Origin of the sequence: Noviherbaspirillum cavernae, assembly GCF_003590875.1 — a bacterium.
Taxonomy (GTDB): Bacteria; Pseudomonadota; Gammaproteobacteria; order Burkholderiales; family Burkholderiaceae_D; genus Noviherbaspirillum; species Noviherbaspirillum cavernae.
Map to the genome: position 1 here is coordinate 889,551 of NZ_QYUN01000002.1, position 23,054 is coordinate 912,604.

Genomic DNA, 23,054 nt, shown 5'->3' on the forward strand with positions numbered 1-23,054 from the left:
CTCAGTTCAGGTGAAAAGCGAGGGATACGTATTGTTCGGCGAAGCTGTTGGGCGCCAGCCTTGCTTGCCAGTAGGGGCTGTACAGGCTGCCCACTTCGGTCTTGCCGTCGCTGCGCGCCCACAGCTTCTTCGGACGCGAGAAATAGATTTCGGCCTTGCTCAGGCTGCGCATGTAGTTGCTTTGCGTGCCGTTGTTCAAGGCAAACTGGCCGCCAGAAATGCTGTTGCTGGTCGGGATCTTGTTGCCGGCTTTCTCGATTTCGAGGACCAGAGGTGGGCCGACCAGCGCCGGCTTGTTGACCTTCTTCACGTCGAAATACGTGCGCAGACCGGCCGCCGGATCCAGTGACTTGCCGGCACCCTTGCCGCGCTGAATGGCCGCCGCGCCCGCCGTGTTCGGGCTTTGGTAGATGCCGCCATAGGCGTTGGCGGCCGTGGTGCCGAAATTATTGTTCGGCATCAGATTGCTGTTCAGGCCGGCCTGTGCCGCGCCCCAGCCCATCGGGATGAAAGGCAGAATGATGGGAATCGGAATCGGGATGCCGAGAACGCTGATCCAGAAAATTGCCGCGCCGAAGAAGCCGGTGCCGTCCATCGCACTCCAGGTCTTTTTCGTGTTGTTGACCTTCTTGAGTTCGGTGCCGCCCCGATGCCAGAGGTACATGAGCAGCGCGCCATTCTGATAGGGGATCAATCGTGTCGGATCGATCACGAACGGCGTGAGGTACATCATTTCCGGCATGTTCTTGAACGGGCCGCCATCCTTCGTGCTGCGGTTCCGCGAAAACCCATCCAGCGAATCAATCGTGACCTTCGCCATGCGATCGGCGGCCGGGCCGTCCTGATTCAGCATGTTGGGATCTTTTTTGTGGGTGAACAGGAACCACTGCGCGATATGCATCATTGCCGCAACCGTGCCGGGCGTGCTCAGGTCGGCATTGACATCGTTGAGCTTGATGATGTTGTAGGCGTCGTTGAAGGTCAGCAGATCGCTCACGACACCGAGCGATGATTCGTCCACGCCGGCCAGGTCGTCCAGAATCTGCGCGGGCGACAGGCCGATGGTCTGCGCCACGGTCAGAGCCGTGCCGTAGTGGTACACCGTTTGCGCGAGGCCGAGCACATCGATCAACTTGTCCAGCAATACGGTTGTTATCGGCCCGATGGTCTCAAACGTCTGCTTCACGCCCTTGGAAATGGTCTTGGATGCATTCCATGGCACATCCCAGAAAATCTTTGCCATCGGTCCGCCGAGGGAACTGAGGACTTTCGGAACCCACGACGACGGGCCGGCATAGGTGTTGCCGTAGTTGCGCGCCCACGAAGTGAGCCCCACGACTTGCGCTACCGCGACCTGATTGGCGACGACGGCGCGGTTGGTGTACGCAGAGAAATTGTAGTCACGCGCCTCGGCCAGTGCAGCGCTGTATGCGGCGGCGTCGGCGGTGTTTTGCAGTTTCATCTTGTTGATGGACTGCTGACCCATGGTGTACATGGACACCATCACCAGGATGATGATGGAGACGGTAATGAGGGAGAACACCAGCGCCTGGCCGCGCTGGCGTGGATGGGATGGGAAGGGGGCCAAGGTCACGCGCCTGTTCGAATCATCAAATCGGGACGTAATCCTGGCCATTTCCTGCCTCTTGTTTCGAGCGCTACGGAAGGCCCTTCATCGCACCTGAATGTGGTTTTACTTGGCGGAAGCAGCGTTGCCAGCGTCGTAGTTGGCCATGCCTTTGCCTTCTGCTGCCTTGGTATTGGCATTTGCTGCTGCAGTGCCGGCAGCTGCCTTGCCTGTTGCCGCGCCTGTGCCTGCAACTTCACCCGCCAGACCTGCGACTTGGCCACGGATCGTCTGGCCGAACATGCTGTACACGCCGATCGCGGCGACAGCGATCAGGGCGACGATGATGATGTATTCCGTCATGCCTTGACCCTTTTGGTTTTTTGGCAATTTTTTTGTCATGGTGTTGATGCGTGCAGCGATTTGCATGATGTGATCCTCTCCGGGTTGACAGGGTGATGGGTGGTTACTGAACATCTACATGTAAGCAAGTGTTACGAGATGTCAATTTTCGGGACGATACCATATGTGCTATCTTGCTTTGAAGTAATTTTTGCCTTTTTAGAACTTTTTCACTGTGTAATGAAAATAAACAACAGTTGACAAAAATCAATAAATTTTCTGCTGGGATTTGATGCATCGCAATTGCATCATGGCAATCTTTACGTTTTTTGACGGTTTCTCATTCACAGACGAGCCATATCGACGGGCCGTTTTGATATCCATGCACAAAGGAACAAGAAGATGAATCGGTTTTTCAGGGAAGTCGTGCTGCTGTCCGGTCTGGCGGGAATTGTCTTGCCGGTCCATGCCAGTTATGAGTCGGGCCGCGCGTCCTACGAGCGGGGCGATTTTGCGGCGGCATTCAAGGATTTTTCCGCCGCTGCGGCTCAGGGCATCGTCAAGGCGCAGAACGATCTGGGCGTGATGTACGAGAAGGGGCAGGGCGTGCCGGTGGACTATGCGCAGGCATTGAACTGGTATCGCAAGGCGGCGGACAAGGGCTTTGCGCCGGCGCAGACCTCGGTCGGTTATCTCTATGGCGAAGGCCTCGGCGTACCGCGTGATCATGAGCAGGCGATGACGTGGTATCGCAAGGCGTCGGAGCAGAATTTCGCGCAGGCGCAGAACAACATCGGTGCGATGTTCGAAAAGGGCAACGGCGTCGCTGTCGATCCGGCGCAGGCGCTGGAGTGGTATCGCAAGGCGGCGGACAGGGGACTTCCGTCGGGACAGACGAATCTCGGCTACCTGTATGCGCGCGGCAAGGGTGTGGCGAAAGACGATGCCATGGCCGTCGCGTTGTACACCAAGGCGGCCACACAGAACTTCCCGCTGGCGCAGAACAACCTCGGCTACATGTACGCCGAAGGGCGTGGCGTACCGCAGGATTATGCGACGGCGGCGTCGTGGTATCGCAAGGCGGCGGCGCAACGATTCGGCCTTGCCCAATTCAACCTCGCGCGTCTGCATGAGCAGGGCAAGGGCGTGCCGCAAGATGATGCGCAAGCTGTGTCGCTGCTGACGCAGGCGGCCAATGGCGGCTACAAGCCGGCGATGCGCCGGCTGGCGGAGGTGTACACACGCGGGTTGATGGGGCAGAAGGTTTCCATGGATCTGGCGAGCCAATGGACCGGCAAGGCGCGATAAGGCCATCAAGTATTTCCGACAGGGCGCAACGACGTTTCCAGGTGTTGTGCAAACCCGAGCCTCGATCGCCGCAGCGATGCCGGCGCATTGAGACCGCATACCGTGTCCCTCTGTCGGCCACCCCGGAAATTCAAGCAGAGGGACACCCATGACGGCATTGTCGATTGCCGTTGACAGACCGGATGAGGCGCAAAGCATTCGGGACTTGTTGACTGATCCGGTTTTTGAAAAAGCGTCCTATCTGGGGCTGGCGCGGCTTCTTCCCTATACGTCGGAGCGAATCGTGCAGGCGGGCGAATACCTCTATCGCGCCGGCGCTCCCGCGAACGAATTTTTCTATCTGCTGGACGGCAGGGTCAAGCTGAGTTCGCAGAAGCAGCAGGACATCCCTCCCGGCAGCCGCAGGCTGGGCGAGGAAGCGGCAACCGATTTCGATCATTACCTGACGAACGCCGTTGCGCAATCGACGGTACGAGTGCTGGTCATTTCGCGCAAGAGCCTCTCCATCCTGTTCGAATCCCGCCCTGAACTCCGTGGGGAGTTTTATTTCTCATTGATGCAAACCTATGCGGGCGATCATTTGCACCAGGTCGAACGCGTCGAGAAAACCGATGCGCCTGCCGCCGGCAGCGGCAAGACGTCCGAACATGTGCTTGCGCTGCTGGGGTGGCTGCTCACCTTCATCGCGCCGGCGTCGATCCTGTACTTCGGCGACGGCTGGGGTCTGGAAAACAACGCAGTCTACTTTCTCGCCATCTTTTCATCGACCATCCTGATGTGGGTGTTCAGCCTGGTCGACGAATACGTACCCGGCATTTTTGCCTTGCTCGCGACGCTGGCGATGGGGCTGGTGCCGACGCCCGTGATTCTATCGGGCCTGGCATCGGACGGTTTCATGCTTGCCATGAGCGTGCTGGGTCTGGCGGCGGTGATCGTGTCTTCCGGTCTCAGCTATCGCCTGCTGCTTTTGCTGTTGACGAAGCTGCCCAATACCGCGTTCTGGCAAAACAGCGCGCTGATCGGGATCGGCTTCCTGCTCACGCCGCTGATCCCGTCGATCAACGGCCGCGTGGCGCTGGTCAGTCCCTTCCTGTCCGACATGCTGGAAATCCTGCACAAGAAATTCAAGGGGCCGGCCGCCAACCAGCTTGCGGTTTCCGCCTTTACCGGCGTGACGCTGTTTTCCGGTATTTTCCTGAGCAGCAAGTCGGTCAACTTCGTGATCTTCGGCTTGTTGCCGGATCAGATTCAGGATCAATTTCAATGGATGAACTGGCTGGTCGCATCGGCGGCGACCGGCGTCGTGCTGCTGATCCTGTACGTGGTGATGGCGCTGGCACTGCCCGGGGAAAAGGAAGCGGCAAAGCTGTCGCGCGAACAGTTGACGATCCAGCTGTCGCTGCTCGGCAAACTCAAAAATCGGGAATGGGCGGCGATCATAGGCGTCTTGCTGTTCATGCTGGGCGTGGTTACTACCTCGTTCCACAAGGTGTCCTCGCCCTGGCTCGGCATGGCGATCCTGTTCGGCATGCTGCTGTTCGGCGCATTGAACAAGAAGGAATTTCGCGAAAAAATCGACTGGCCTTTCCTGATCTATCTGGGCGGCATCGTCGGCATCACCAGCGCGATCAACTATCTCGGCCTGAGTCAGGTGATCGCATCGCATCTGCCGTGGCTGGGCGAATACATGCACACCAATTTCAGCCTGTTCGTGCTGCTTTTGACCGGCGTCATCTTCGTCATCCGCCTCGCGGTGCCGATCACCGCCACCATCGTGGTGGTGGCGACGATCCTGATGCCGGTGGCTGTGCACTACGGCGTCAATCCATGGGTGGTCGGCTTCATCATTCTGATCATCGGCGAGATGTGGTTCTTCCCGTACCAGTGCTCGTATTACCTGCAGTACCGGCAACTGACCAAGGGCCGCATCTACGATGAGAAGCTGTTCCTGAAATTCAATGCACTTTCCAATGTGATGAAGCTCGCGGCGATCTATGCATCGATGCCTTACTGGAAGACACTGGGGCTGCTATGAAAAGAATTCGCTGGGTGATGAGCTTCATCTTCCTCGCCGCGCTGGCGAGCATCGTGATCGTCTTCAATACCACCAAGCCGCGCGTGCTGATTCTGCACAGCTATGACAAGGACTATGTGTGGACGCGGGATGTCGATGTCGGCATCAATCGTGCGCTCAAGGAGCAGCATGAATACACGACGCGCTGGTTCTACATGGACACCAAGCGTCATCCATGGAAGGAATTCAAGGTCAACGCCGGCAAGACGGTGCAGAAGCTGGTGGAGAGCTGGCAGCCGACGATCGTGATCGCCGTCGATGATGACGCGCAGGAATACGCGATGAAGCATTTCGTCGGCCGCCAGGATATCAAGATCGTTTTCTCGGGGGTGAACGATTCGCTCGACCACTATGGTTACGACAAGGCGGCCAACGTCACCGGCATCCGCGAGATCAAGCCATTCAAGGCCTTGAAGGAAACCCTGCTGCTGATCGCGGAAACGCAAAAGCATGCGGGGCCGCTGCGCATCATGTTCCTCGGCGATACGTCGGAATCGGTCCGTAATGACGAGAAGGAGTTCCGCAAATTCGATTGGGCGCCGATCGAGCTGGTCGAACCACATTTCCCGAAAACCTTCGACGAATGGCGCGATGCAGTCGATCTGGCGGGCAAGAGCGGCGTCGACTTCATCATCACGGCGAACTACCGGAAGATCCTGCGCGAGAAGGACGGCAAGACGCTGATGGCGCCGAATGAAGTCGTCACATGGACGCAGGAAAATTCGAAGGTGCCGGTGATCGGCACCAACGGTTTCTTTGTCGATGACGGCGGCATGCTCGCGATCGGCACTTCGCCCTACGAACAAGGCGAGGTCGCGGTGTCGATGGTCAACGAGATTCTGCGCAGCGGCAAGGCGGTGAACGAGATTCCGACGCAAACCTCGCGCCAGTTCATTGTCGCCATGCGCGAATCCGGCATCAAGAAATGGAATATCAAGCTGCCGGCGGTCTATGAGGCTGCAGCGCGTTCGTCGGCGAATTTTTATCCGTGACGCTGTTTCGGAAAATGGCGCAGACATTCGACAGGGGATACCAGACATGAGCATTGCCCGTTTGCGAAGCACGCGGTTTCATCCGGCGACATGGCCGATTGCCGTGAAACTTGCGATGGCGCTGGTGGTGGCATCGCTGGTGCCGATGCTGGTCGTGTCGTACTACAACCTGCGCGAGGGGCTCGCCATCACGGCGGCAAACGAAGCCGAGGAACTGGAGCAGATTGCCTCCAGCACCGGCGGCCGGCTCGACCAGTTGATCAAGGATACCAAGCACACGATCTCGTATTTCAGCTGGAGCGAGGAACTGATTCACTTGGTGACGGCACCCGACGACGGCAGCCGTGTGCGCGTGGAAGACAAGATGTCGCGCCTGATCGATGCCAATGAGGATATCGAGTTGTTCATGGTGCTGGACAAGGAGGGCAAGGTTCTGGCATCGACCAAGCCGCGCTATCTGGGACGTGTGCTGAATTTTCGAGATTATTTCAAGGATGCCGTCCGGGGGCGCAACTATATTTCTGATCTCGAAGTCGGCACGGCAAGCAACAATCCGGGAATGTATTTTTCCGCGCCGGTGCGCAATCTCGCCGGCAATGTATCCGGTGTCGCGGTGCTGAAACTGAAGGGCGATGCCATCGCCAACATCATGGAAGCGGCGCGCAGCCGTGAGAAATGGCTGACGACTTTTCTTGTCGATGGCGACGGCATCATCATTTATCACCCCGACGAGAAGGTGCAGTACCGGAGCATGGCGCCGTTGTCGGCCGAGCTGCAGAAGCGATTGATCGAGGAAAAGCGCTTCGGCATGGATGTGAGCGAGATTCCCGATCTGGGTCTCAAGGACCTGGCCGACAAGATGGTGAACGCGACGCAGCCGGGGCATGCGAACTATCTTTCTCCCATCAGCAAGCTGCCGGAAATCGTCGGCTTCGCGCGGCTGACGGAAAAACGCTGGCAGGTCGCGGTAAGCGAGCATGAGGATATCTATTCCCGTCCGCTGGAACACTTGTTCCGCAATGCGGTCGCCAGCGTCGCGTTGATGGGCGCGCTCTTCGTCGCGTTCGCGCTGCTGTTCGCGCGCACCTTCACCCGGCCGCTCAAGGCACTCACCGATTCGGCCGGCGCGATCGAAAGAGGGGAACTGGAGCGGGCAAAGGTCCATGTCGCCACGCAGGACGAATTGGGACAATTGGCACAAACCTTCAATGCGATGATCGACGGCATCAAGGCAAGGCAGCGCGAGCGGGATATTTTCGGCCGGATGGTGTCGCCGGAAGTGCGCGAGAAACTGCTGACGGGCGAATTGAAGCTGGGCGGAGAAAATCTGCGCGTGTCCGTGCTGTTTTCGGATATTCGCGGCTTCAGCACCATGTCCGAGAAAATGAGTCCGCACGATGTCGTGCTGCTGCTGAACGAATACCTGACCGAGATGACCGAGGCGGTCCGGCCCTTCGGCGGCTACGTCAACAATTTCATCGGCGATGCCATCGTGGTGATCTTCGGCGCGCCGGAAGCGCAGGCCGGCAACGAACTGAGCGCGATACGCGCGGCGCTGGCGATGAAGGCGCGACTGGAAGTGCTGAATCAGCGGCGCAAGGCGATGGACGATCCGCCGCTCGTCACCGGCATCGGCATCAGCACCGGCAAGGTGGTGGCGGGGCAGATCGGCTCACTGGAACGCTTCATGTACACCGTGATCGGCGATGCGGTGAATGTCGCGGCGCGTCTGGAAGACTTGACCAAGCAGTTCGACGGCAACCCGATTCTGCTCAATGCCGCAACCTGGGAAGGCTGCAAGCACGACGCGCATGGCATCCGGCTCGCGGATCAGGGCATGCAGCGCGTGAAGGGGCGCGCCGAGCCGGTGCATGTCTATGCCGTATTCCCGGAGGAGGATGTGCAGGCGGGGCGGCAGGACGCCATAGGGGTGACGGTGGAACGCGCACCCGCCCTGCCGGAGCTGCGTTGACATCGATTCGGGTCGAAGGCGCTGAATGCGTCAGCCGTTGCGCATCGCATCCCGCTGCACAACGTGCAGGTACCAGAGCAATCCCGCAGCCACCAGAGCTAGACTCGCGCTGTTGCCGAACCAGAAACCTGCCGCTCCCCGCAATGCAGGAGGGCTGACACCGAACGGATCCAGTCCCAGCACATATCCGCCACCGAGTCCCACGCCCCACAGCGCCACTGCGTACATGACGGTCGGTATCACGGCGACCTTGTATGCGCGCAACACGAATGCCGTGGTCACCTGCACCGCATCGAACAGCTGATAGAAGGCGATGAAGAAGAACAGCGGCAATGCGGCCGCGATGATCGTTTCGTTCGGTGTGTAGGCGCGGACGATCCAGTCGCGCGTCAGCCAGACCATGCAGCCGATGGTGACGGACAGGATCGCGGCCAGACGGATTCCGCTGAGTCCGACACGCCGGGCCTTTTCCATGTCGCGTGCGCCGATCGCTTGTGCGACGAGGGTGCTGGTCGCACTGGCGATCGACAGCGGCAGCATGTACAGCACGGTGGCGAAATTGGCCGTGATCTGGTGCCCCGCCACGGCGGTGTCGCCGATGCGCGCAATGAACAGCGCCATGAAGGTGAAGGCGGTGACCTCGATCAGATAGCTCAAGCCCATCGGAATGCCGAGCTTGAGCAACGCAAGTTGCGCGGCCCATTTCGGCGGGACGAAGCCGCTGTTGAAAATCGCATAGACGCGGTAGGAGCGGTCCGTCCGCAAGATGATCCATGCGAGCAGGGCCATCAGCCACGCAACGACTGCTGTTGCCATCGCGCAGCCTGGGCCGCCGAATGCCGGCAAGCCGAAGCCGCCGAAAATGAACAAGGCATTCAAGGGTACCTTGAGCAGCAGCGAAATGATTTGAATTGCCATCAGAGCCTTGGGACGGCCGATTGCGGTATTGAACGCGCCGTAGATGCGAAATCCGAGTGTCACGGGTAACGCGAGCGTGAGGATGCGCAAATACAACGTGCATTTTTCGGTGAGTTCCGGCGACGCGTGCGCCATGGACAGCAAGGGTTGCGGGAACAGCAACGCGACGCAGCCGATGACCGAAAGAAACACTGCAAGCCACGCGCCTTGCTTGATCTCGACGCCGATGTCGTCAAAGCGTTGTGCGCCGAACAGTTGCGCGATGATCGGCGAAAGCGCCTGCAGCACCCCGCTCAGGCCGACGAATACGCTGACGTATATCGAAGCGCCGACCGCCAATGCAGCCAGATCGGTCGCGGAAAAGCGCGATGTCATCGCCGTGTCGATCACGCCATTGGCGATGACCGCAAGCTGGCCGACCAGAATGGGCCATGCAAGTGCAGCAATGCGGGTGGTATGACGAGGTTTTTTTGCTTGCATCCGGCAATGCTATCGCTTCACGCGCGCATACAGCCGGAAGCGTTCGTCGCGGTCGGAAGGGCGATGGCCTTCCCACAACAGACGCCAGCGCTGATTCGCACGCGTGATCAGTTTTGCGCTGCCTGTCTTGCCATCGGGATTCGAGTCCTGCAGCAACAGAAAATCGCAATTTCCCTCGCCGAATCGCGCGAACGGGATATCGCCGAAATAGGCAAATGAAGCACGCTGCGCCGGCCGGACGTCGCTATCGACGCAGTTGCGCACCGGCGGAAGATTCTGCGCCAGTTGCTGCGCAACGCCTGCATAGCTCTTGCCATAGTTGATCCACGGCAGCCATAGCGTCATCAGCAACAGCCAGCACAGGATGACGCCGCCGGACGACAGCACCACTGCGCGCCACAAGACGGATGGTTTGCGCGAAACGCGCCAATGCACCAGCACGATCCAGCCGGCCGATGCGCATGCCGCCACGATGAAGGCGATCAGGTTGAATTCCGGCTTGAATCCAGGCGCGAGCTTGAATGCGTTTTTCGCGATTTGCGCCGGCCAGCCGGTTTGTTTCGCGATCCAGCCGATCCAGATGAATCCGGCGCAGGTCGTCAAGGTCATGACCGAAAACCAGTCCACGGCATTGATCGCCCCGCGCTTCATGGTCGGCAGGCCGAATGCCGCGAGAATTGCCAATGGCGGCAGCAGCGGCAGCAGGCTTTCCTCCGTGCGCGGACCGAGGGTCGCCAGCACGACGAACGTGATCAAGTACATCAGCGGAAGCGCAATATGCAAAGGCTGTTGCTGCTTGCGCCATGCGTAGACCGCCCACGCCGCGAACGGCCATGCCGGCCATGCGAACCAAGGCGTATTCTTCAGCAGGTATTTCGTTGCGTTCCACGAGGGCATGCCCAGCTGCTGATAATTCCATGTCATCCAGGCAGCGTATGGCGAGCTGTGGAATGGCCGCACGTAATGGTTGACCGCAAGCCATGTGGCCGCCACTGCCATTGCGGCAGGCAGCGTGAAGAGCACCAGCCGGGTCAGCAGCTTCTTGTCCCGCAGCGACGAGAAAATCAGCAGAGCAAACCAGAGCGCGAGCGGCAATACCCAGCCGCGAGTGAGCACCAGCAGACCCAGCGTGACGCCCAACAGGAGCGCGGCCCGGCGCGACTGCGCATCGAACAGACGCGCGGCGCCATACATCGAGAATGCGATCAGCGAAATCTGCAATGCCTCTGTGCTGGTACTGTGGCTATGCAGCAGCAGGCCGAGCGAGCCGAGATAGATCAGCAGTGCGCCGTCGGCAAGCGTGCGGCCGTAGTCACGCGGTTCCGGTTGGCCGCCGAAGGCAAGGCGAAGCGGCTGGGCTTCGGCACGACGGCCGAGCAGATAGGTGGTGTACCAGACGGACATCGATCCGAGCAGGAAAAACACGCCGGTCGAAATCCGGGCAGCCAGCGTGTCGCCAAGCAGCCAGCCGAACAGCTTGATGCAGACCGCGCCGATCCAGTAGGCCAGCGGCCCCTTTTCCGGCATCGGCATGCCCACGATATGCGGCCACAGCCAATCCTCCAATCCGCCATGCGCCATCGTCCACATGATGCCGAAACCGGCGGCGTCTTCCGATTTCCATGGATCGCGTCCGATCAGACCCGGAAGGATGTACAGCAGACAGAGCGCAAACAGTACCCAGCGAGGAAGCGCATGCGTGGCGGCTGCGGGAAGGCGGACAGGCTTCATGGTGGGGATCACAAGCGACTTGTTCTTATTGGACCGGCGTTATTGTGCCGGAAAACCGCAGGGCGGTGTTTGCGGCTGCGCGGGTGGGGAGGACAACCATCGCACACATGAAATGCATGTCGTTCGATGGCGTGATCAACAAAAAAGGCAGCCGTAGCTGCCTTTTTTACGCAAAGCTGCGGAATCAGCCTGCAGTCTGAGTCTTGGAACCGCGATTGCCGTACTTCTGGCGGAATTTTTCCACGCGGCCGGCGGTATCGACGATCTTGTGCTTGCCGGTGTAGAACGGGTGGGATTCAGCGGAAACTTCAATCTTGATGAGCGGATAATCCTTGCCTTCGAAATTGATGGTTTCCCGGGTATGAATGGTCGAACGGGTAACGAATTTGAAGTCGTTGGACATGTCCTGGAACACGACTTCGCGATATTCGGGGTGGATGCCTTCTTTCATGTTTTCCTCTGGATGGTTTGGTAGCCAATCGGCACTTCGTCGGTCGTCCTGCTTCTTGACCCGATTGCCGGTCACTTGCCGGGGGGTGAAAACCGGCGATTATACAATGAAATCAGGGGTTTGCCTTGATATAAAGGCGGACGGGAATGCCCATGCCGGGCCCCGGCGCATGGCTTGCAAAACTGAAAACCTGCCGGCGAAAGAAAAGGGCGCATGCAGCGCCCTTTCCAATGAAAGTCCGATGCGGATCAGCTGCCGCCGCGACGCATCATGTCAAAGAACTCGGCATTGTTCTTCGTGGACTTCATCTTGTCGAGAATGAATTCCATCGCCTCGATTTCATCCATGCCGTAGAGCAGCTTGCGCAAGACCCAGATCTTCTGCAACTGATCCGGCTTGATCAGCAGTTCTTCGCGGCGCGTGCCGGACTTGTTGAGATTGATCGATGGATAGACGCGCTTTTCAGCCAGGCGGCGCTCCAGATGCACTTCCATGTTGCCGGTGCCCTTGAACTCTTCGTAAATCACATCGTCCATGCGGCTGCCGGTTTCGATCAGCGCGGTCGCGATGATGGTGAGAGAGCCGCCTTCCTCGACATTGCGCGCGGCGCCAAAGAAACGCTTCGGCCGTTGCAGCGCATTCGCATCGACGCCGCCGGTCAGTACCTTGCCGGAGGCCGGGATCACGGTGTTGTAGGCGCGCGCGAGACGTGTGATGGAGTCGAGCAGGATCACGACGTCGCGTTTCATTTCGACCAGGCGCTTGGCCTTTTCCAGCACCATTTCGGCGACCTGGACGTGACGCGTCGCCGGTTCGTCGAAGGTAGAGGCGACCACTTCGCCGCGCACCGAGCGCTGCATTTCGGTCACTTCTTCCGGGCGTTCGTCGATCAGCAGGACGATCAAGACGGTATCGGGATGATTCGTGGTGATCGCGTGCGCGATGTGTTGCAGCATCACCGATTTGCCGGACTTCGGCGAAGCGACCAAGAGGCCGCGCTGACCGCGACCGATCGGTGCGATCATGTCGATGATGCGGCCGGTGATGTTTTCCTCGCCGCGCATGTCGCGTTCGAGCGTCAGCACCTTGTTGGGATGCAGCGGCGTCAGATTTTCAAACAGGATGCGATGCTTGGACGCTTCCGGCGGCTCGCCGTTGACCTTGTCCACCTTCACCAATGCAAAATAGCGCTCGCCGTCTTTCGGGGTGCGGACTTCGCCCTCGATCGAATCGCCCGTGTGCAGGTTGAAGCGGCGGATCTGCGATGGGGAAATATAAATGTCGTCCGTCGATGCCATGTAGCTGGCGTCCGGCGAACGCAGGAAACCGAAGCCGTCCGGCAGCACTTCCAGAGCGCCGTCGCCGAAAATCTGCTCGCCCGCTTTCGCGCGCTTCTTCAGGATGGCGAACATCAATTCCTGCTTGCGCAAGCGCGCCGCGTTGTCGATTTCGAGTCCGATGGCCATGTCCAGCAGGGCCGAGACGTGGAGCTGCTTTAGTTCAGATAAATGCATAGTGTGTGTGTCCCGGGATGGGAAAAATAAGGTGGGGGAGGGACTTGCGTGGAGTGATTCAACCGGCAGCGGGCGGCGCGAACGCGCCGCGGCGCTGACGTTTATTTAGTTAGATATTGCTGTCAATGAAGGAGGTGAGTTGGCCCTTGGCCATTGCGCCCACTTTTTGCGCGGCGGGGGCACCGTTCTTGAACAGGATCAATGTCGGAATGCCGCGAATGCCGAACTTGGCCGGTACCGCCTGGTTGGCGTCCACGTCCATTTTCGCGATCTGCAGCTTGCCGTCGTACTCTTTCGCGACTTCTTCCAGAATCGGGGCGATCATTTTGCAGGGGCCGCACCATTCGGCCCAGAAATCGACCAGGACCGGCTTGTCGGACTTCAATACGTCCGAATCGAAGGATGTATCAGTGATGTGTTTGATGTTTTCGCTCATGGTTTCCTCAGTGAGAGGGGGAAAGGATATCAGTTGGTGCCTGCGGATTCACCAATCTTGTCGGGCGGTGCGGGCAACGCATCCTGGACGGCTGTTTACTGTATGGAAACGTCGCGCGCAACTTTATTCATGGTATTGAAAGCTGCGACAAGAGGTAATACGGCGGGGAATTGGATAAATCATAACCCATTTTCATGAAAAGTGTGGGCGGCCCGCCTGATTTCCAACAGGACTCGCATAGAATGGCAGCGAGTCCATCCGTCGAAGCTTGTACCTGTGTGCAAGCACCGGTATTTTCGTCGCTTTTTTCCTTGTTTGCTCACATGCTGCAAAGCCCATTGCTGATCGCTCCTGCCGCCGGGTTTTGGTCGCAGACGGCACGCATCCTGCTGGATCATGGAATGTTGTCGGAGTTCGGCGACAGCCGCATGCAGGATTTTTCCGCCATTCGGATCGTTGTGCCGTCGTTCTCCCATGCGCCATTCTTGAAAGCGGCGCTGGCCGAGCGCCTGCAACACGCATTCATTCCTCCGCGCATCACGACATTGCAGGCATGGCTCGCGATGGCTCCGCCCGATTCGGCTGAAGCGCAGACGGTATCGGACAGCGAGCGCCTGATGGAACTGTACGCCGAACTGCGTCAGCATGGCTGGCTCAAGAAGCTGTTCGCGGCGCGCCGCAATACGGACTTGCTGCCGTTGGCGCAGACATTGTTGACGCTGTTCGATGAACTGACGCGGGCGCTGTTGCCGTCGATCCAGCTTTCGCCCGATGCGGCGGAAGCGCGCTGGCAGGCGGCGCTGGAGCAGATCGCGCCTGCGGCCAGAAGCATGCTGTCGGACGAGGCCCAGCTCGTATGGTCCCTGTGGAAAAGCCAGCTCGATACAAGCGATCCGACGGCGCGCCGTTTTGCCAGGATGATGCGTCTGGCCGAACAGGCCGATGCGCCGCTGGTCTGGATCGGCGCGGTCGAGGCGGATGCGATGGAGAACGCGTTTCTTGCAGCCTACGGCGCGCGGCAGCCGGTAGTGCCGGTCCGGCTGGATTGGCGCGCGAGTGCGATCGAGCCTGTCTGTGCACTGGCGTGGCGCGAAATACTCGACGACGACGAATCAATTGCGGCAAACGGTGGCGAATGCGGCGCGGCCGCTACGCCTGCCGGTGTGACGCTGTGCGCGACCGGCAGTCTGGAAGACGAAGCGGTCCGCGGCGCGCAAACAATCATCGACTGGCTGCAGCAAGGAAAATCGAGCGTTGCGGTCATTGCGCAAGATCGTGTCGTTGCACGCCGCATCCGCGCCTTGCTGGAACGTGCGCAGATCCAGGTTTCCGATGAAACGGGGTGGAAGCTGTCCACCACGCGCACTGCATCGGCGCTCGCCGCGCTGCTCGATGCAGTGGCCACGCGCGCCGAAACTTCATCGCTACTGGATTTGCTGAAATCGCCGTTCCTGTTCGCCGAGGTCGATGGAAAATCCGAACGGGTCATGGCGATCGAACACGCCTTGCGCCGCGCGAACGTGCTCGGCGGTTGGGAGTCGGCCGTGGCCGCGCTCTCAAGTGATCCGCTGGCGCAGGATTCGCTGCAGCGCATCGCGCAGCAGGCGCGCCACTTTACCGGCCGCAAGACACTGTCTGAATGGATAACCGCGACCTACCGCGCGCTCGATGCGCTCGGCATGCATGCTGCGCTGGCGGTCGATGCCGCCGGGATGCAGGTCATCGCCATGCTGGAGACCTTGAAGCAGGATTGCGCTTCGTCTTCGCACGCATTCTCGTTTGCGGAATGGCGCGCCTTCATCGGCCTGCAGCTGGAATCGACGCCATTTGTGCCGGCTGACTTCGACCGCCGCGTCGTGATGCTGCAATTGAACGGTGCGCGCTTGCGTGCATTCGACGCGGTGTTGATGGTGGGCGCGGATGCGGATCATTTGCCGTCACAGCTGGACGAGACCCTGTTCTTCGCCAATGCGGTGCGGCGCGAGCTTGGTCTTGCGACCCGCGAGATGCGGCATCGCGCGCAGCTGCGTGACTTTGCCGAATTGCTGACCGTCAATCGCGAGGTGGTGTTGTCGTGGCAGACATTCACGTCAGGCGAACCCAATCCGCCGAGTCCGTGGATCGAGCGCCTGCAGTTGGCGCTGGAGCGCGCGGGGGCAGCGCCATTGCCGATGCATCGCGTGGAAATCGCGCCGCATCTGCTGACGGCGCAGACGGTCGCAATGCCCGCCCCGGTCGCGCCACATCTGGTGCCTTCCAGGCTGTCTGCCAGCGGCTACAACAGCCTGGTAGCCTGCCCCTACCAGTTCTTTGCGACGCGCATGCTGGAACTGCAGGGCATGGACGAGTTGTCCGACATGCCGGAAAAGCGCGATTACGGTGACTGGCTGCACCGCATATTGACCACGTATCACGAGACGCTGCGCGACAACGGGAGCGCGCTGCAGGATCGCGCGAGCCTGCTGCAGCAGATTTCGCAGCAGGTGTTCGACGATGAAATCGCCCGCAGCGGGGCCGCGCTCGGCTACTACAGCCGCTGGCAAAAGGCCATGCCGGCCTATCTCGAATGGGCCAATGCGCGTGAAAGCGAAGGCTGGCATTTCGTCATGGGCGAGGGGAAGTTCGACAAGACGCTGCATTGGGAAGACGGAAAAATCACGCTGCATGGGCGCATTGACCGCATCGACGAAAACGGCGCTGGCGAACGCGCGGTGCTCGACTACAAGACAAAAAATTCGACCGCGCTGCGCGACAGGCTGAAAGAGGGCGAGGATCATCAGCTCGCCTTCTACGGACTGCTGTCCGATCGGCCGGTGGCTCATGCCTCATACGTCGCGCTCGAGCCGGTCAAGGACAAGACCGGCGCAGTCGATGCGCCGAACTATGAAGAGTGGCAGCGCGCGCTGCAGGCGCAAGTGGTGGCGAACATGCATGCGATCGCGGGCGGCGCGCCCTTGCGCGCCAGCGGAATCAATCGTGTGTGCGGGTTTTGCGAAGTGCGCGGATTGTGCCGCAAGGGAGCGTGGGAATGAGCATGTCGTCCACGTTACCCACTTTGCCGCGTGCCTGCGAAATCAATGGCGAGGCCGTCAGCGCGCAACAGTTCATCCGCATCGCCTGCGATCCGCAGCGTTCCGTGGTGGTGGAGGCATGCGCCGGCAGTGGCAAGACCTGGCTGCTGGTGGGGCGCATGCTGCGGCTGCTGCTGGCCGGGGCGGAGCCGGCCGAACTGCTGGCGATCACCTTCACCCGCAAGGCGGCGCAGGAAATGCGCGAACGCCTGATCCACCTGCTGCGTGATCTTGCGCTGAAACCGGAGCCTGAAGTCCTCGCCCTCTTGTTAGAGCGGGGTGTGGACGAGCGAGACGTACCGCAGTTGCTGCCGATCGCGCGCGGCTTGTATGAGCGCGTCCTGTCGAGTGCGCAATCCTTGTCGATCGACACCTTTCACAGCTGGTTCGCGCGCTTGATCCAGATCGCGCCGCTGACGTCCGGCGTGCCGCACGGTTATGCATTGACGGAGACCACCGGTGAATTGCTGACGGAGGCCTATAGCCGCTTGATGCAGGCGATCAATGACGAGCGGTATCGCGAGACGCGCGACGCATTGCTGATGCTGTACGAACTGGCCGGCGACTGGAATGCGGATCGCTTGCTCGACGCCTTTGTCGGCAAGCGCGCGGAGTGGTGGGCGGCGAACCAGGGCGCGACGGAAGAATCGGCCAGCATGCCCTTGCAGTGGCTGCACGAGCTTTGTGGCGGCGATGCGGAAAGCGACGCGCGGCTGGCGCTGTGGGATGACACGCGACTTTGTGCACGGATCGAGGACATGGCCCGTTTGCTTGGGCAGGGGGCCAAGCGCAATCAGGAGCGTGCCGTACTGATCGAAAGCGCGCTCACCGTCGGTCCCGACGTGGAAAATTTCACTCAGCTGCTCGCGCAGTTCCGTGACGACAAGGGCGAGCCGAAGGGTAATGACCACCGGCGCGGAAAGCTGCTTGCCGCGATCGAGCAGCAGCTGGGTGTAGATGGCGTGAGCGTCTTCGAACAGGAGTTCGCCGAGATCGGCGAGTTATTGCTGCAGCGTCAGCGCCGCAGTTGCGAGTCGCTTGTGCTGGCATTGAACAGCGCCTTGTTCACGGTCGGCGCGGCTTATCTCGAACGCTACCAGTCGGTCAAGGCCGAGCAGCGCGCATTCGATTTCAGCGATCTGGAATGGCACGCCTACCGCTTGCTGACCAACGAAGAGCATGCGGCGTATCTGCAAAGCCGGCTGGATGCGCGCTACAAGCACATTCTGCTCGACGAGTTCCAGGACACCAATCCGCTGCAATGGAGCATCGTGCGCGCGTGGCTGAATGCCTACGGCGACGACACCCAGCCGCCCAGCGTATTTGTCGTCGGCGATCCCAAGCAATCCATTTACCGCTTCCGCCGCGCCGAGCCGCGCGTGTTCAGCGCCGCGCGCGATCTGCTGGCGGCGCAGGGCGCGGATGTCCTGCGCACCAACCAGACGCGCCGCAACGCCGGCGAAATCGTCGCCGCGCTCAACGCGGGTTTTGTCGCCAATCCGATCTTTGCGCCGCAAACGACGCTGGCGGATGCGGGTGGCGTGGTATGGCGGCTGCCGCTGATTCAGGAGAAGGAAGCCGCGAAGGCGGACTCATCGGGCTTCGTTTTGCGCGATCCGCTGACCACGCCGCGTGCGGAGGAAGAAGATGCGCGCCGTCTCGACGAAGGGCGCGCCGTCGCCGAGGCGATCGTGGCGGCGAAGCAGGAGCTCGCGCTGCAGCAAGGCCGCGAAACGAAGTGGTCCGACGTCATGCTGCTGGTGAAGAAGCGCGCCTACCTGAGCGCATACGAAAGCGCATTGCGCGAAGCGGGCATCCCGTTCGTGTCGGACAAGCGCGGCGGCTTGCTCGAGTCACTTGAGGTCGCCGACCTGATCGCCCTGCTGACTTTCCTGATCACGCCGGGCGACAATCGCGCCCTGGCACACGTATTGAAATCGCCGATCGTCGGGGCGAGCGACGACGACCTGATTGCACTTGCCGGACGCAGCGAGGGCGCATGGTGGCCGCGCATGCAGATTGCCGCGCGCGATGGCGCATCCGAGGCAATCAAGCGCGCCGCCGGATTGCTGGAACACTGGCTGGCCGAGGCGCCGCATCTGCCGGTGCACGACTTGCTCGATCTGATCCTGCATGAAGGCCAATTGATTGCGCGCTATGCGCAGGCGGCGCTGCCGTTGGTGCGCAGCCAGGTGGTCGGCAATATCGAGGCATTCACGGAGCTGGCGCTGAATCTGGATGCCGGCCGATATCCGAGTCTGCCGAAGTTCATCGATGCGTTGCGCATCCTGAAGAAGGGCGCGGATTCCGATGCGCCGGACGAGGCGAATATCGATGCCGCCGCGGATGCGGTGCGCATCCTGACCATCCACAGCGCGAAGGGACTGGAAGCGCCGATCGTGGTGGTGCTGGACGCAAACCATAGCGAGCCGGCGCGCGACGATCTCGGCATTCTGTGCGACTGGCCGCAGGATGCGGATGCGCCCACGCATTTCTCTGCATTCGGACGCAAGCCGGAGCGCGGCGCGGCGCGCGATGCACTGTTCGAAGCGGAGGAGAACTTCAAGGGGCAAGAGGACTGGAACCTGCTGTATGTCGCCGTCACGCGCGCCAGGAATATCCTGGTCGTCAGCGGCGTCGCCGGCGGACGCGGCGCACTCGAGGACGGCACCATCGACGGCAGCTGGTACCAGCGGATGCAGCATGTTCCGGAAACGATTCTGGAACCGGTCCAGGTTGCGCAGTGCCACGGCGAGCGTGCCCGCGACAGCGAGTTCATCCTGCCCATCTTCGATCCGCCGCAGCTGCCCGGCGTTGTCAAGCCGGACACGGCGCGTAGCGCGGCGATCGATGAGGGGGTTGCCCTGCACACCTTGCTCGAGCGCCTGACGCAATTGCCTCAATGGCCGCTCCTCATGCCGGACGCGGAGACGCTTGCACGCTGGCTGCCGTGCTCGCGTCAGACGGCGCAAAAGGTGCGCGAATCGGCGTTGACAATCCTCTCGCAAACGGAACTGGAAAGATTCTTCAATCCGCATCACTACCGCATCGCGCGCAACGAGATGGAAGTGATATTCGATGGCGCACTGCTGCGGTTTGATCGCGTGGTCGTGTTTGATGATGAAGTGTGGATACTCGACTACAAGCGCGATCTGCTCGAGAGCGAACGCATGGACTATGGCGCACAGCTGGCACGTTATCGCAGCGCGGCAACGGCGGTATTTCCTGACAGGCAGATCAAGTCGGCGCTCATCACCGCCGATGGCAGATTGTGGGTCGTGGATTGAACGGCATGACGATGGGCTGCATTGCACCGTCTGTTTGCGTGTTGTTCGAAACAGGGCACAGCGGCAGATCCCCGGACGTCTTGCCATCCACCAGTGCAAAACGAGCCGGGTACGCCGCTGTCCGATAGAGTCCTTCGGACGCCGGATCAGACCAGCGCTTTTGCCTTGAGTTTGCCGAATTCTTCCTGATTGATGGTGCCTGCATCGAGAAGTGCCTTGGCCTCGGCAATCTGCGTGCTCGGCGATTTCCCGGCCACGTTCCGGATGTAGGCGTCGGTTTCGGATTTTGCGTGCTGGAGGTGGGCTCGCTGTCTCTCTGCCATGCCGCGGCCGCGGACAAGGATGTAGACCAGCGCAGTCAATAGCGGCAGGAAGACCAGAAAGATGATCCACAGAACCTTTGGGAGTCCGCCAAGTTCGCTGTCCCTGAAGAGATCGATGATGACCTGGAACAGGACGAACAGATAGGCCACGAAGAAGAAAGTCGAAACCAGCAGCATGATGAAATCCCAAAAGTTGCTCATTGCACTTCTCCCGAAAAATAGTGGATGCAGATAAAACGGCGTGGAATCCTCTCGAAGCTCTGGAATCAATCGCTTTTCAATCATTGAGAGCCGCTAGTCACACGATATACGCCGAACTGCGCAAATTGCAGATTTCACGCTGAAGGGATGAGAATCGTCATGGTCCTCTCCGAAAGGAAAGAGTTCGACGGCGCGTCTTCTCGACAATTCTGAAAAAATTTCCATCGTCCGATGATCGGGGCCATGACAAGTGCAGCGCTGCTGCGCTTTTTTACGAACACCATGCCGAGGTGGAAGAAGAACGCGACGGTGGCAGATCGGAACCTGATTCCTCGCCATTCGACGCTCGGCTGCGTCCGTTCCATGGCGTCCAATGAAGATCATGAGGCCGGATCGACGTCCACGGAGACCGACCGCGCGACGCTTATTGCAAGACCGCGCGAGGATCAGAGCGAATTCAGAGAGAAATCGACCCGTTGATGATCATCCGCATTCGAATCTGAACCCGTGCCAGATCCCGGTGGAAGGTCTTGACACGAAATGGATCGAGCCGCGCCGCCAGATTGCCCTGCAGTGGCTGGTGGTCATTCGCGGAATCGTCGGACGCGGCTATGCAGTCGAGGTGCTCGCTGAACTCCCCAGCGGCTGACCAAATTCCACCGGCAGTACCAAGCGGTCACTGCCATGCACGCGGGTTGTATGAAGGGTGGGCAATGGGATGCTTACAGCACTTTCGATTGGAAGGACAGGCTTGCCGCGACGGCAAGTTGTTATTCCAGACATCTCAATGTGCCGTTAAGTATTTCCCGCCCAAATATAAAGTATAAATTGTCCAAAACTCTGCTCGCGATATCGAAAAATCCGCGCCGTTACAGCGATAGAGAATCCGCTAATTTTTCTTGGATAAAGCATATCCTGGCCAATCGCCAAGAAATAAAACATATCGTGACCAAAAAAATCATAAGCATTTTTTGTGAGAATTTGCTTGCTTTTCGGGTGCTCGCTTTTCGACATAGCGATGGAGGCACGGCAGTTTTTCAGCACCGCCATACGGCGACTAGAAACTAATTTGCAAATAGCACCGAAAAACACCACTTTTCGCAAATAAGTTGGACTGCCTCCCTTCTCCGACGGGCATTCCCTAAAGGGCGCTGGAGCCCAAAGGCTATGCCCTTCCCCTTGATTGTCCTCAAATAGCCTTACGCAAAATGCTGTTTATATATACAGTATTCTGCGATTTGAGAGGGCGTGATGAGCAACGATGTGGAGATGGAAGAAGCGAAATATTCCCGAGTACCTGCGGATTTCCCACGTCCAGTGCATTTCGGTGCCGTCCCCGGTATGCAACCCAAACTCTTGGCGACAAAGTACAACGGTCGCTTCTACTCACCCGGATGCAGCCCGCCTGAACTCTTCGAGCGTTGGGACATTTGCGAAGACCTAGCCAATCAATTAGCCACCAAATCGTTGGAATCAAAAGCCGGTAAGCGGGCCCACATGACGGAAGCGCAGATACTCGACCAATATCTGCCGAGGCTGATTGAGACCAAATGGACATCTGAGCCAGAGGCACGTTGGGTGATTCGTCGCACGGCGGAAATAATCGGGTGGCCCGTACCTGCCTCGGCCACTGAGTCCTCGGAGTAAACGATGCCAGTACGCGGAGGTGGGGGAAGCCCACGCCAAGTTCTTGACTTTGTCGAAGCTCTGCCTAAGGACATACACACACTATTGGGGCGTCGAACGAGTGGCTGGTTCGTCTAGAAACGTTCAAGCATTTCCCGAATGGCTTCTTGTGTCTGAGGAGCGCTGATGCCGAGATTTCCATCCGTCTGAATGAGATTGTCCCGGCACCACGACGGCCACCCCAGATGGTCGTCGTCAATCGCAAACCAGGATTTCGGCCCGCGCCGAAACACATCGTTCGCTATCTGTCCACCGCGAGGCAAAAACACAAACTCCTCTTTTCGCATTTCACGTTTATGGAATGTCGCCCCAATGACTCGTTCTTGTAAGCCAGGGCTAAGTTGCCTTTTTGCGTAATCAAAGCTGCGAACTCGTACCCAAGACGTCGACAACACAATCGCCACTGACGGATGCGGCGCCAAAAGCTGCTCCAGGATAGGTATCCATTCGAACAGTACACGACCGGGCGTGGCCAGGTAAATGCCTCGCCGAGGGTGAAAATAGACTGCCTCGTCATGCAGCACGCCATCGAAGTCCAGATACAGGATTTTCTCGGCGGAGCGTGTTCTTGGCATGGGAATTCACCTCGTGGTTTATCGAATAACGAACAACGGCAAAGAGAAAATTGCCCAACGCTCCAGAGTACTGTCCGGCCTAGGCGTCCGAACTCGTCTAGTGCAGCTTGGACCGCAGCCAGCGCA

Annotated in this window: 19 protein-coding genes; 9 read left to right on the forward strand and 10 right to left on the reverse strand. The window is 59.5% G+C overall.

All coding sequences use genetic code 11. The annotated features are described in order from the left end of the window. Window position 1 precedes the first annotated feature (1 nt). Together D3870_RS04260 and D3870_RS04265 are read right to left on the reverse strand one after the other, a co-directional pair. The gene (locus D3870_RS04260; RefSeq protein ID WP_158590378.1) at window positions 2–1,588 is read right to left on the reverse strand and encodes a pilus assembly protein TadG-related protein; all 1,587 of its coding nucleotides are present in this window, start codon (window positions 1,586–1,588) and stop codon (window positions 2–4) included. 105 nt (window positions 1,589–1,693) lie between these two features. Beyond that, window positions 1,694–1,930 (reverse strand): hypothetical protein, encoded by a 237-nt coding sequence (locus D3870_RS04265; protein ID WP_422879637.1) that lies wholly within the window; start codon window positions 1,928–1,930, stop codon window positions 1,694–1,696. A 381-nt stretch (window positions 1,931–2,311) separates the two neighbouring features. Between D3870_RS04265 and D3870_RS04270 the strand changes: the two genes are divergently transcribed. From D3870_RS04270 to D3870_RS04285, 4 genes are all read left to right on the forward strand, one after another. Continuing rightward, entirely contained in the window at window positions 2,312–3,217 is a 906-nt protein-coding gene (locus D3870_RS04270; RefSeq protein ID WP_119736940.1) for an SEL1-like repeat protein, read from the forward strand. Window positions 3,218–3,365: 148 nt separating this feature from the next. Beyond that, entirely contained in the window at window positions 3,366–5,252 is a 1,887-nt protein-coding gene (locus D3870_RS04275) for an SLC13 family permease (protein WP_119736942.1), read from the forward strand. Next, the gene (locus D3870_RS04280) at window positions 5,249–6,283 is read left to right on the forward strand and encodes an ABC transporter substrate-binding protein (protein WP_119736944.1); all 1,035 of its coding nucleotides are present in this window, start codon (window positions 5,249–5,251) and stop codon (window positions 6,281–6,283) included. Before D3870_RS04275 ends, D3870_RS04280 begins: the two co-directional genes overlap by 4 nt. A gap of 46 nt (window positions 6,284–6,329) precedes the next feature. Next, window positions 6,330–8,255, forward strand: a complete 1,926-nt coding sequence (locus D3870_RS04285) for an adenylate/guanylate cyclase domain-containing protein (protein ID WP_158590379.1) — start codon at window positions 6,330–6,332, stop codon at window positions 8,253–8,255. A 30-nt stretch (window positions 8,256–8,285) separates the two neighbouring features. Here D3870_RS04285 and D3870_RS04290 read toward each other — a convergent pair whose 3' ends face one another. The 5 genes from D3870_RS04290 to trxA form a co-directional block, all read right to left on the reverse strand. After that, on the reverse strand, window positions 8,286–9,653 hold the full coding sequence (locus tag D3870_RS04290; RefSeq protein ID WP_119736948.1) for an MATE family efflux transporter: 1,368 nt from the start codon (window positions 9,651–9,653) through the stop codon (window positions 8,286–8,288). Window positions 9,654–9,662: 9 nt separating this feature from the next. Further along, on the reverse strand, window positions 9,663–11,384 hold the full coding sequence (locus tag D3870_RS04295) for an ArnT family glycosyltransferase (RefSeq protein ID WP_119736950.1): 1,722 nt from the start codon (window positions 11,382–11,384) through the stop codon (window positions 9,663–9,665). 184 nt (window positions 11,385–11,568) lie between these two features. After that, on the reverse strand, window positions 11,569–11,835 hold the full coding sequence (locus D3870_RS04300) for a type B 50S ribosomal protein L31 (RefSeq protein ID WP_119736952.1): 267 nt from the start codon (window positions 11,833–11,835) through the stop codon (window positions 11,569–11,571). A gap of 248 nt (window positions 11,836–12,083) precedes the next feature. Beyond that, window positions 12,084–13,349, reverse strand: coding sequence for a transcription termination factor Rho (gene rho, locus D3870_RS04305; RefSeq protein WP_119736953.1), 1,266 nt, complete (start codon window positions 13,347–13,349; stop codon window positions 12,084–12,086). Between the two features lie 109 nt (window positions 13,350–13,458). Next, the gene (gene trxA / locus D3870_RS04310; RefSeq protein WP_119736955.1) at window positions 13,459–13,785 is read right to left on the reverse strand and encodes a thioredoxin TrxA; all 327 of its coding nucleotides are present in this window, start codon (window positions 13,783–13,785) and stop codon (window positions 13,459–13,461) included. A 323-nt stretch (window positions 13,786–14,108) separates the two neighbouring features. Here trxA and D3870_RS04315 point away from each other — a divergent pair, with 323 nt between their 5' ends. Beyond that, complete coding sequence (locus D3870_RS04315; protein WP_119736957.1) at window positions 14,109–16,817, forward strand: PD-(D/E)XK nuclease family protein; 2,709 nt, start codon at window positions 14,109–14,111, stop codon at window positions 16,815–16,817. Beyond that, the gene (locus D3870_RS04320; RefSeq protein ID WP_199710505.1) at window positions 16,814–20,143 is read left to right on the forward strand and encodes a UvrD-helicase domain-containing protein; all 3,330 of its coding nucleotides are present in this window, start codon (window positions 16,814–16,816) and stop codon (window positions 20,141–20,143) included. The genes D3870_RS04315 and D3870_RS04320 overlap by 4 nt, the downstream gene beginning before the upstream one ends. A gap of 146 nt (window positions 20,144–20,289) precedes the next feature. On the opposite strand, the gene D3870_RS04325 is transcribed toward D3870_RS04320, so the two are convergent. Then, complete coding sequence (locus D3870_RS04325) at window positions 20,290–20,751, reverse strand: SHOCT domain-containing protein (protein ID WP_199710507.1); 462 nt, start codon at window positions 20,749–20,751, stop codon at window positions 20,290–20,292. Between the two features lie 159 nt (window positions 20,752–20,910). On the opposite strand from D3870_RS04325, the gene D3870_RS22480 reads away from it, so the two are divergent. Together D3870_RS22480 and D3870_RS23205 are read left to right on the forward strand one after the other, a co-directional pair. Further along, window positions 20,911–21,147, forward strand: a complete 237-nt coding sequence (locus D3870_RS22480; RefSeq protein ID WP_199710797.1) for a hypothetical protein — start codon at window positions 20,911–20,913, stop codon at window positions 21,145–21,147. A 40-nt stretch (window positions 21,148–21,187) separates the two neighbouring features. Continuing rightward, window positions 21,188–21,316, forward strand: coding sequence for a hypothetical protein (locus tag D3870_RS23205; RefSeq protein ID WP_422879638.1), 129 nt, complete (start codon window positions 21,188–21,190; stop codon window positions 21,314–21,316). Window positions 21,317–21,462: 146 nt separating this feature from the next. On the opposite strand, the gene D3870_RS04340 is transcribed toward D3870_RS23205, so the two are convergent. Next, on the reverse strand, window positions 21,463–21,759 hold the full coding sequence (locus D3870_RS04340) for a hypothetical protein (protein WP_147375699.1): 297 nt from the start codon (window positions 21,757–21,759) through the stop codon (window positions 21,463–21,465). Between the two features lie 159 nt (window positions 21,760–21,918). Here D3870_RS04340 and D3870_RS04345 point away from each other — a divergent pair, with 159 nt between their 5' ends. Then, window positions 21,919–22,314, forward strand: a complete 396-nt coding sequence (locus tag D3870_RS04345) for a hypothetical protein (RefSeq protein ID WP_147375700.1) — start codon at window positions 21,919–21,921, stop codon at window positions 22,312–22,314. Window positions 22,315–22,427: 113 nt separating this feature from the next. Here D3870_RS04345 and D3870_RS04350 read toward each other — a convergent pair whose 3' ends face one another. Then, the gene (locus tag D3870_RS04350; RefSeq protein ID WP_119736971.1) at window positions 22,428–22,928 is read right to left on the reverse strand and encodes an HAD domain-containing protein; all 501 of its coding nucleotides are present in this window, start codon (window positions 22,926–22,928) and stop codon (window positions 22,428–22,430) included. Between the last annotated feature and the right edge of the window lie 126 nt (window positions 22,929–23,054).

Coding starts and splice junctions, on each gene's coding strand:
- D3870_RS04265 (WP_422879637.1), bottom strand. CDS start 1,930: ATGACGGAATACATCATCATCGTCGCCCTGATCGCTGTCGCCGCGATC.
- D3870_RS04270 (WP_119736940.1), top strand. CDS start 2,312: ATGAATCGGTTTTTCAGGGAAGTCGTGCTGCTGTCCGGTCTGGCGGGA.
- D3870_RS04275 (WP_119736942.1), top strand. CDS start 3,366: ATGACGGCATTGTCGATTGCCGTTGACAGACCGGATGAGGCGCAAAGC.
- D3870_RS04280 (WP_119736944.1), top strand. CDS start 5,249: ATGAAAAGAATTCGCTGGGTGATGAGCTTCATCTTCCTCGCCGCGCTG.
- D3870_RS04285 (WP_158590379.1), top strand. CDS start 6,330: ATGAGCATTGCCCGTTTGCGAAGCACGCGGTTTCATCCGGCGACATGG.
- D3870_RS04290 (WP_119736948.1), bottom strand. CDS start 9,653: ATGCAAGCAAAAAAACCTCGTCATACCACCCGCATTGCTGCACTTGCA.
- D3870_RS04295 (WP_119736950.1), bottom strand. CDS start 11,384: ATGAAGCCTGTCCGCCTTCCCGCAGCCGCCACGCATGCGCTTCCTCGC.
- D3870_RS04300 (WP_119736952.1), bottom strand. CDS start 11,835: ATGAAAGAAGGCATCCACCCCGAATATCGCGAAGTCGTGTTCCAGGAC.
- rho (WP_119736953.1), bottom strand. CDS start 13,349: ATGCATTTATCTGAACTAAAGCAGCTCCACGTCTCGGCCCTGCTGGAC.
- trxA (WP_119736955.1), bottom strand. CDS start 13,785: ATGAGCGAAAACATCAAACACATCACTGATACATCCTTCGATTCGGAC.
- D3870_RS04315 (WP_119736957.1), top strand. CDS start 14,109: ATGCTGCAAAGCCCATTGCTGATCGCTCCTGCCGCCGGGTTTTGGTCG.
- D3870_RS04320 (WP_199710505.1), top strand. CDS start 16,814: ATGAGCATGTCGTCCACGTTACCCACTTTGCCGCGTGCCTGCGAAATC.
- D3870_RS04325 (WP_199710507.1), bottom strand. CDS start 20,751: ATGATTGAAAAGCGATTGATTCCAGAGCTTCGAGAGGATTCCACGCCG.
- D3870_RS22480 (WP_199710797.1), top strand. CDS start 20,911: ATGACAAGTGCAGCGCTGCTGCGCTTTTTTACGAACACCATGCCGAGG.
- D3870_RS04345 (WP_147375700.1), top strand. CDS start 21,919: ATGAGCAACGATGTGGAGATGGAAGAAGCGAAATATTCCCGAGTACCT.
- D3870_RS04350 (WP_119736971.1), bottom strand. CDS start 22,928: ATGCCAAGAACACGCTCCGCCGAGAAAATCCTGTATCTGGACTTCGAT.